This window comes from Stenotrophomonas sp. (assembly GCF_035634915.1).
Taxonomy (GTDB): Bacteria; Pseudomonadota; Gammaproteobacteria; order Xanthomonadales; family Xanthomonadaceae; genus Stenotrophomonas.
The window spans coordinates 103,848-110,748 of record NZ_DASQCB010000014.1; the positions used below are offsets into that span (position 1 = coordinate 103,848).

Below are 6,901 nucleotides of genomic sequence, written 5' to 3' on the forward strand. Positions count from 1 at the left end.
GATCGAGACCATGACTGATAACGCACTGACGCTTGCCCAGGACCGCCTGCTGCGCCCCGGTGGCCTGGACACCGCCGGCCTGGAGCGCACCTTCGGCCAGTTGCTGGGCCCGGGCGTGGACTTCGGCGACCTGTATTTCCAGCATGCCCGGCGCGAAAGCTGGAGCGTGGAAGACGGCATCGTCAAGGACGGCGCCCATTCCATCGAACAGGGCGTGGGCGTGCGCGCCATCGCCGGTGAAAAGACCGGCTTTGCCTATTCCGATGACATCCATGCCGATGCCCTGCTGACCGCCGCGCAGTCGGCCCGCGCGATTTCGCGCGAGGGCGGCGCGCAGTCCGGTCGTTCGCTGCTGCGTGGCAACGCGCGCGCGCTGTACCCGACGCTGGACCCGATCGACAGCCTGGGCAACGAGGCCAAGGTCGAGGTGCTCAAGCGCCTGGACGGCTACCTGCGTGCTGCCGACCCGCGGGTGAAGCAGGTGATGGTCAGCCTGTCCGGTGGCGTGGACACCGTACTGGTCGCGCGCACCGACGGCGTGCTGGGCGCCGACGTGCGGCCGCTGGTGCGGCTGAACGTGCAGGTGATCGTCGAGCAGAACGGCCGGCGTGAATCGGGCTATGCCGGCGGCGGTGGCCGCTATGGCTATGCCGAACTGTTCGCCGATGGTCGCCCCGAAGCCTTCGCCCGCGAGGCGCTGCGCCAGGCACTGGTGAATCTGGATGCCGTACCGGCCCCGGCCGGGGTGATGCCGGTGGTGCTCGGCCCGGGCTGGCCCGGCGTGCTGCTGCATGAAGCGGTGGGCCACGGCCTGGAAGGTGACTTCAACCGCAAGGGCACCAGTGTCTACGCCGGCCGCATTGGCGAGCGCGTGGCCGCGCCGGGCGTGACCATCGTCGACGACGGCACCCTGGACGGGCGCCGCGGTTCGCTCAACATCGATGACGAGGGCCACCCGAGCCAGTGCACCACGCTGATCGAGGACGGCATCCTGGTCGGCTACATGCAGGACAGCCTCAATGCCCGCCTGATGGGCGTGGCGCCGACCGGCAACGGCCGTCGCGAGTCGTTCGCGCACCTGACCATGCCGCGCATGACCAATACCTACATGCGTGCCGGCCAGCATGACCCGCAGGAAATGATCCGGTCGGTGAAGAAGGGCCTGTATGCGGTCAACTTCGGTGGCGGCCAGGTCGACATCACCAGCGGCAAGTACGTGTTCTCGGCCACCGAGGCGTATCTGATCGAGGATGGCCGGATTACCGCGCCGGTGAAGGGCGCGACCCTCATCGGCAACGGTCCGGAAACCATGCAGAAGGTGCGCATGGTCGGCAACGACCTGGCCCTGGATGAAGGCGTGGGTATCTGCGGCAAGGATGGCCAGAGCGTGCCGGTGGGTGTGGGCCAGCCCTCGCTGCTGATCGAAGGCATCACCGTCGGCGGTACCCAGGCCTGAGCCGGGCGATGGCCAGCGCCACCGCCCGGGCCGGCGCGGACTCAGTCCTCGTCGGCTTCGTCGGTCTCGACGTCGTCGGCCTCATCGGTCGCGGCCTTCAGGCCCAGTGCCGCCGGCAGCATCAGTGCGCGCAGCACCTGGAAGATCTCGCGGTAGGCGCGCGGCGGCTTGTTCTTGGCCTTTTCGGCCTGCGCGTTGCGCACCAGCGTACGCAGCTGCTGGCGGTCGGCCTGCGGGTAATCGTCGAGCAGGGCGGCCAGCGCCTTGTCGCCCTCGGCCAGCAGGCGTTCGCGCCAGTCTTCGGCGCGGTGCATCATCGCCACTTCGCGGCGGCCGGTTTCACTGTTGGCGTCCAGCGCATCGCGGATCGCGTCCAGCGTGGCGTCCTCTTCGCGGCGCATGTGCTTGGCCAGGAACGCCAGCTGCCGCTTGTGGGCGATGTGGGCGGTGATCCGCTTGCACTCGGCGATATGCGGCAGCAGGTCTTCCGGGATCGGCAGGCGCGCCAGCTGGGCCGGGGTCAGCGACACCAGCTTCTCGCCCAGGGCCAGGACATCGAGCGCGTCCCGCCGGTTCTGGCTGCGGCTCTTGTCGTGGAATTCACCGGTTTCTTCGTCGCGTCCGCGCATCGTCCCTACCTGATCTCAAAAAAAGTCGCCCGGCGTGATGCCGGGCCCAACCCGCACAGGATAAAGCATTGAACGTGATCGCCCCTGAAGTGGCCGTCGGCGACGACAGCCCGGCCCGCCTGGAACGCCTGGCCGACCTTTCCCAGCAGCTGCTGGAGCGCGCCCGCGCGCTGGGCGCCAGCCAGGCCGAAGTCAGCTGCAGCGAAGACCGCGGGATGGAAGTGAACGTCCGTCTCGGCGAGGTCGAGACCGTGCAGTCCACCCGCGACCGCGGCATCGCGGTGACGGTCTATTTCGGCCAGCGCAAGGGCAGCGCCAGTACCGCCGACCTGAACGAGGCAAGCCTGGCGGCCACCGTCGAGCAGGCCTGCGCCATCGCCCGCCACACCGAGGATGACGCGGCCGCCGGCCTGGCCGACGCGGCGCTGATGGCCCGCGATTTCCCCGACCTGGACAGCTGGCACCCGTGGGTGCTGCAGGCCGACGAGGCCGTGGACCTGGCCCTGGCCTGCGAAGCGGCCGGCCGCGAGGCCGACCCGCGGATCAGCAATTCCGACGGCGCCTCGGTGTCGAGCATGCAGAGCGTCTCGGTCTACGCCAATTCACATGGTTTCATCGGCCGTGAGCGCGGCACCCATCATTCGGTCGGCTGCGCCCTGATCGCCGGCAGCGGCGATGGCATGCAGCGCGACGGCTGGTACACCGGCGGCCTGGCCCGCGAGGATCTGGAGGCGGCCGATTACGTGGGCCGCCGCGCCGCCGAGCGCACCGTCGCGCGCCTGCAGCCGCGTTCGCTGCCGACCGGCAGCATGCCGGTGCTGTTCGCCCCGGAAGTGGCGCGCGGCCTGGTGGGTCACCTGCTGTCGGCGGTGTCCGGTGGCGCCCTGTACCGCCAGGCCAGCTTCCTGCTTGACAGCGTGGGCCAGCAGCTGTTCCCCGACTGGATGCAGATCGAGGAACTGCCGCACCTGCGCCGCGGCCTGCGTTCGGCCGCCTTCGACGGTGACGGCGTGGCCACCCGGGCTTCGGCCCTGGTCCGCGACGGTGTCCTGCAGCGCTATGTGCTGGGCAGCTATTCAGCGCGCAAGCTGGGCCTGCAGACCACGGCCAATGCCGGCGGCGTGCACAACCTGCAGCTGGCCGCCAATGCCGGTCCGTTGCAGGAGATTGCCCGGCAGATGGGCCAGGGCCTGCTGGTGACCGAGCTGATGGGGCAGGGCGTGAACGGGGTGACCGGGGATTACTCGCGAGGCGCTGGCGGTTTCAAGGTGGAGAACGGGGAGATCCAGTACCCGGTCGACGGCATCACCATTGCCGGCAACCTGCGGGACATGTTCAGCGCCATCGAAGCGGTCGGCAGCGACGTGGACCCACGCTCGCACATCCGCACCGGCTCGATCCTGGTCGGGCGGATGACCATCGCCGGTAATGATTGATGCCATTGATGGCGTAAGCTATGCGCGCCTGACGCGACCGGCTCGCCGCCGGTCAGTCAAGACCACCCAAAAAAAAGGAGTTTTGTCGTGAGCGATTTCGAAAACGTGCCGGCCGCCTCGAGCGTGCCGAGCGACCAGCGCACCATGGCGCTGGCCGCGCACCTGCTGGGCATCTTCACCGGTTTCATCGGCGCCCTGATCATCTGGCTGATCAACAAGGATGACGCCAGCAAGGCCTTCGTCACCGACCAGGCCAAGGAAGCCCTGAACTTCCAGATCACCATCGCCATCGCGCTGTTCGTCTGCATCATCCTGACCTTCGTGATCATCGGCGCCATCCTGGCCCCGATCGTCGGCCTGCTCAGCCTGGTCTTCAGCATCATCGCTGCAGTCAAGGCCAACAACGGCGAAGCCTACCGCTACCCGTTCGCGCTGCGCCTGATCAAGTAAGATCAGCCGCCTTTGATCGCGAAAACGCCCGGCATTGCCGGGCGTTTTTGTCTGCGTCACCGGCTGCACTCAGTGATCGCGTTCCACCGCCAGCGTCGCCAGCGCACGCAGCGCGTCGGCCTCTTCACCGTACCCGGCCAGCACCGACTGCATGCGTGCTGCCAGTTCGCGCAGCTGCGCCTTGGCACCGTCCATGCCCAGCAGCGCCGGGAAGGTGCTCTTGTCCTGTGCCTGGTCCTTGCCGGCGGTCTTGCCCAGCTGTTCCGAACTGGCTTCGACATCGAGGATGTCATCGCGCACCTGGAAGGCCAGGCCGAGCGCATCGGCGAAGTCATCCAGCTGGGCCAGCTGTGTCTCGGGGGCGTGGCCGCACAGCGCACCCATGCGCACCGCCGCGCGGATCAGCGCGCCGGTCTTCAGGGCGTGCATGCGGGTCAGCGCGGCCAGCGACTGCTGCCGGCCGGTGGCATCGATATCCAGCGCCTGGCCGCCGCACATGCCGGACGCGCCGGAGGCGTGGGCCAGGGTCTGCAGGCAGGCCACGCGCAGGCTGGCCGGCAGCGGCGCATCGGCCAGCAGGCCGAACGCACGGGTCTGCAGGGCGTCGCCGGCGAGGATCGCGGTGGCCTCGTCGAACGCGATATGGGTGGTCGGTTTGCCGCGGCGCAGGGCATCGTCGTCCATCGCCGGCAGGTCGTCATGCACCAGCGAATAGGCGTGGACCATCTCTACCGCCATGGCAGCGGCATCGAGCTGGTCCAGCGGTGCGCCGAACAGCTGGCCGCTGGCATACACCAGCAGCGGGCGCATGCGCTTGCCACCACCCAGCACCGAATAGCGCATCGCCTGGTGCAGGCGCTGTGGCGCGTCGGCCGGCGAGGGCAGGGCGGCGTCGAGCTGGCTTTCGATACGGTCGCGCCAGCGGGCGAACTGCGCTTCAGCCGTCATGGCTGGGCGGATCGAAGGGTTCTGCGGTTTCGGGCTGGGCGGGATCGCTGAGCAGGCGCACGCGCAGTTCGGCCTGCTCCAGCGCCTGCTGGCACTGGCGGTACAGACCGACGCCGCGTTCGTAAGCACTGAGCGACGCTTCCAGGCTCAGCTCGCCGGTTTCCATCTGCTCCACCAGCTGTTCCAGCGATTCGAGCGACTGCTCGAACTGGGCAACGGGGGAGGCGTTTTCGGGGGACTTCTTGGCCATGCGACAAGTGTGGACGGCTGCCGCCCGGGGGTCAATTCACCAGCCGCCGGGTCGCCACTGCAGCTGCGCATCGTGCGCCTGCAGCCACGCCTGCAACGGCGCGGAAACGACCACGTCGGCCGCGGCCAGCAGCTGCGCGCCATCGAACAGCAGCGGCAGCTGCGCGCGACGCCAGGGCGCCAGGTGCTCGCGCTGCAGGCAGTCCTTCAACGCGTGTGAATGGGTGCGCCCGGGCAGCAGGATGCGTTCGCCACCCTGCCGCGCACGCACCTGCAGGGGTCGGTCGAAGCCCGCGCCGCCCAGCAGGCGCAGCTGTCCTCCATCGGGCAGCGGCAGAGGCCCACGGCCATCCCACGCGGCCTGCCAGTCCGCGGGCAGGGCGGGCAGGTGTGCCGGCAACAGGTAGGCGTGGTCGCGCCATTGCTGGATGGCGTGGGCCTGCCAGCGCACCTGCGCCTGGCGATCGCTGGATGCTTCCAGCAGTTCCTGCTGCAGTTGCCGCAGCACCGTGGCCGGCAGCGGTGCGGCGCCATGCGCGCGCACCCAGGTACGCAGCACGCGCGCACCGCGCGCAGGCGACACCTGGCGCAGCAGTTCCAGCGACAGCACGCGGGGCGCCACTTCGAGATGGGCGATCAGTTCGGCATCTTCCTCGTCCAGCAACGCGCGGGTCTGCGCGCAATGGTCGGCGCTGCCGGCCAGCGCTGCGGCTGCGTGCGGCCAGCGCTGGCGCAGCAGCGGCATCACGTGCAGGCGCAGGAAGTTGCGGTCGGCGTCGTCGCGTGCGTTGCTGGGGTCTTCGATCCACCGCAGGGCATGCGTCTGCGCGTAGTCGCGCAGCGCGTCGCGCGCGGTGTGCAGCAGCGGCCGCCACAGGCGGTGGCCGTGCAGGGTGCTGTCGACCGCCATTGCCGCCAGGCCATCGATGCCGGAGCTGCGCAGGGCGCGCAGCAGGAAGGTTTCGGCCTGGTCATCCTGGTGCTGGGCCAGCGCCAGTGATTCGCCGTCACGCAGTTCAGCGGCGAAGGCTGCGCGACGGGCCTGACGCGCTGCTGCTTCCAGGCCCAGGCCGGCAGCGGTGTCGACCTGCACGCGATGCACGGCGAGTTCGATGCCCAGCGCATCGCATTGCTGCTGGCAGTGCTGCACCCAGGCATCGGCGCTGGCCTGCAGGCCGTGATGCACGTGCACGGCGCGCAGCGGCGTGCCGCTGGCGTGGGCGCAGCGCCGCAGCCAGTGCAGCAGCACGGTCGAGTCCAGGCCGCCGCTGTAGGCGACGAGCAGCGGGGATTCCAGCGTGACCAGAGTGGGAAAGGTACTCACGGCGGGAAGTATACGGGGGGTGTCTGGCAGGGCTGCGCCCTGCACCTGCCGAAGCCGAAGCAACAGCAGAAGCGGGTTTCCTGAGGGATGGCGGGGTGGGTCCGGTTGAGGGGGACGCCGTAAACCCATCCATGGGGGCTTGGTCGCGGCATCCATGCCGCTCACCCCCCCCCTCAACCGGACCCACTCCGCCTTCGACAGTTTTCTGCGATCTGTCGGAACGGCGTTCTGCTCTGGTGGGTGTCGACCTTGGTCGACACGGATGAATTCATTCGATATCTGACAGATGTGTCGACCAAGGTCGACACCTACCAACAGCCGCGCGTCCCAGTAGATCCACGCCATGCGTGGATGAATTCATTCGATATCCGACAGATGTGCCGACCAACGGTCGGCACCCACCATCAGC

7 protein-coding genes are annotated in these 6,901 nt (G+C 68.9%); 3 read left to right on the plus strand and 4 right to left on the minus strand.

Translation table 11 applies throughout. The annotated features are described in order from the left end of the window. The first annotated feature begins 10 nt into the window (after nt 1-10). Nucleotides 11-1,456, plus strand: a complete 1,446-nt coding sequence (gene tldD / locus VER16_RS11930) for a metalloprotease TldD (protein ID WP_324808395.1) — start codon at nt 11-13, stop codon at nt 1,454-1,456. A 41-nt stretch (nt 1,457-1,497) separates the two neighbouring features. On the opposite strand, the gene yjgA is transcribed toward tldD, so the two are convergent. Continuing rightward, nucleotides 1,498-2,085 (minus strand): ribosome biogenesis factor YjgA, encoded by a 588-nt coding sequence (gene yjgA / locus VER16_RS11935; RefSeq protein WP_324808398.1) that lies wholly within the window; start codon nt 2,083-2,085, stop codon nt 1,498-1,500. A gap of 68 nt (nt 2,086-2,153) precedes the next feature. Between yjgA and pmbA the strand changes: the two genes are divergently transcribed. Then, nucleotides 2,154-3,521 (plus strand): metalloprotease PmbA, encoded by a 1,368-nt coding sequence (gene pmbA, locus VER16_RS11940; RefSeq protein ID WP_324808400.1) that lies wholly within the window; start codon nt 2,154-2,156, stop codon nt 3,519-3,521. A gap of 87 nt (nt 3,522-3,608) precedes the next feature. Then, nucleotides 3,609-3,971, plus strand: coding sequence for a DUF4870 domain-containing protein (locus VER16_RS11945; RefSeq protein ID WP_324808402.1), 363 nt, complete (start codon nt 3,609-3,611; stop codon nt 3,969-3,971). A gap of 69 nt (nt 3,972-4,040) precedes the next feature. Here the strand turns inward: VER16_RS11945 and VER16_RS11950 are convergent, their stop codons facing one another. Genes VER16_RS11950 through tilS form a run of 3 tightly spaced genes read right to left on the minus strand, consistent with a single transcriptional unit; the run spans nt 4,041 to nt 6,492 of the window. Next, entirely contained in the window at nt 4,041-4,919 is an 879-nt protein-coding gene (locus tag VER16_RS11950) for a farnesyl diphosphate synthase (RefSeq protein WP_324808404.1), read from the minus strand. Continuing rightward, nucleotides 4,909-5,169, minus strand: coding sequence for an exodeoxyribonuclease VII small subunit (locus VER16_RS11955; protein ID WP_006381978.1), 261 nt, complete (start codon nt 5,167-5,169; stop codon nt 4,909-4,911). The genes VER16_RS11950 and VER16_RS11955 overlap by 11 nt, the downstream gene beginning before the upstream one ends. Nucleotides 5,170-5,205: 36 nt before the next feature. Further along, complete coding sequence (tilS, locus tag VER16_RS11960) at nt 5,206-6,492, minus strand: tRNA lysidine(34) synthetase TilS (RefSeq protein ID WP_324808406.1); 1,287 nt, start codon at nt 6,490-6,492, stop codon at nt 5,206-5,208. Between the last annotated feature and the right edge of the window lie 409 nt (nt 6,493-6,901).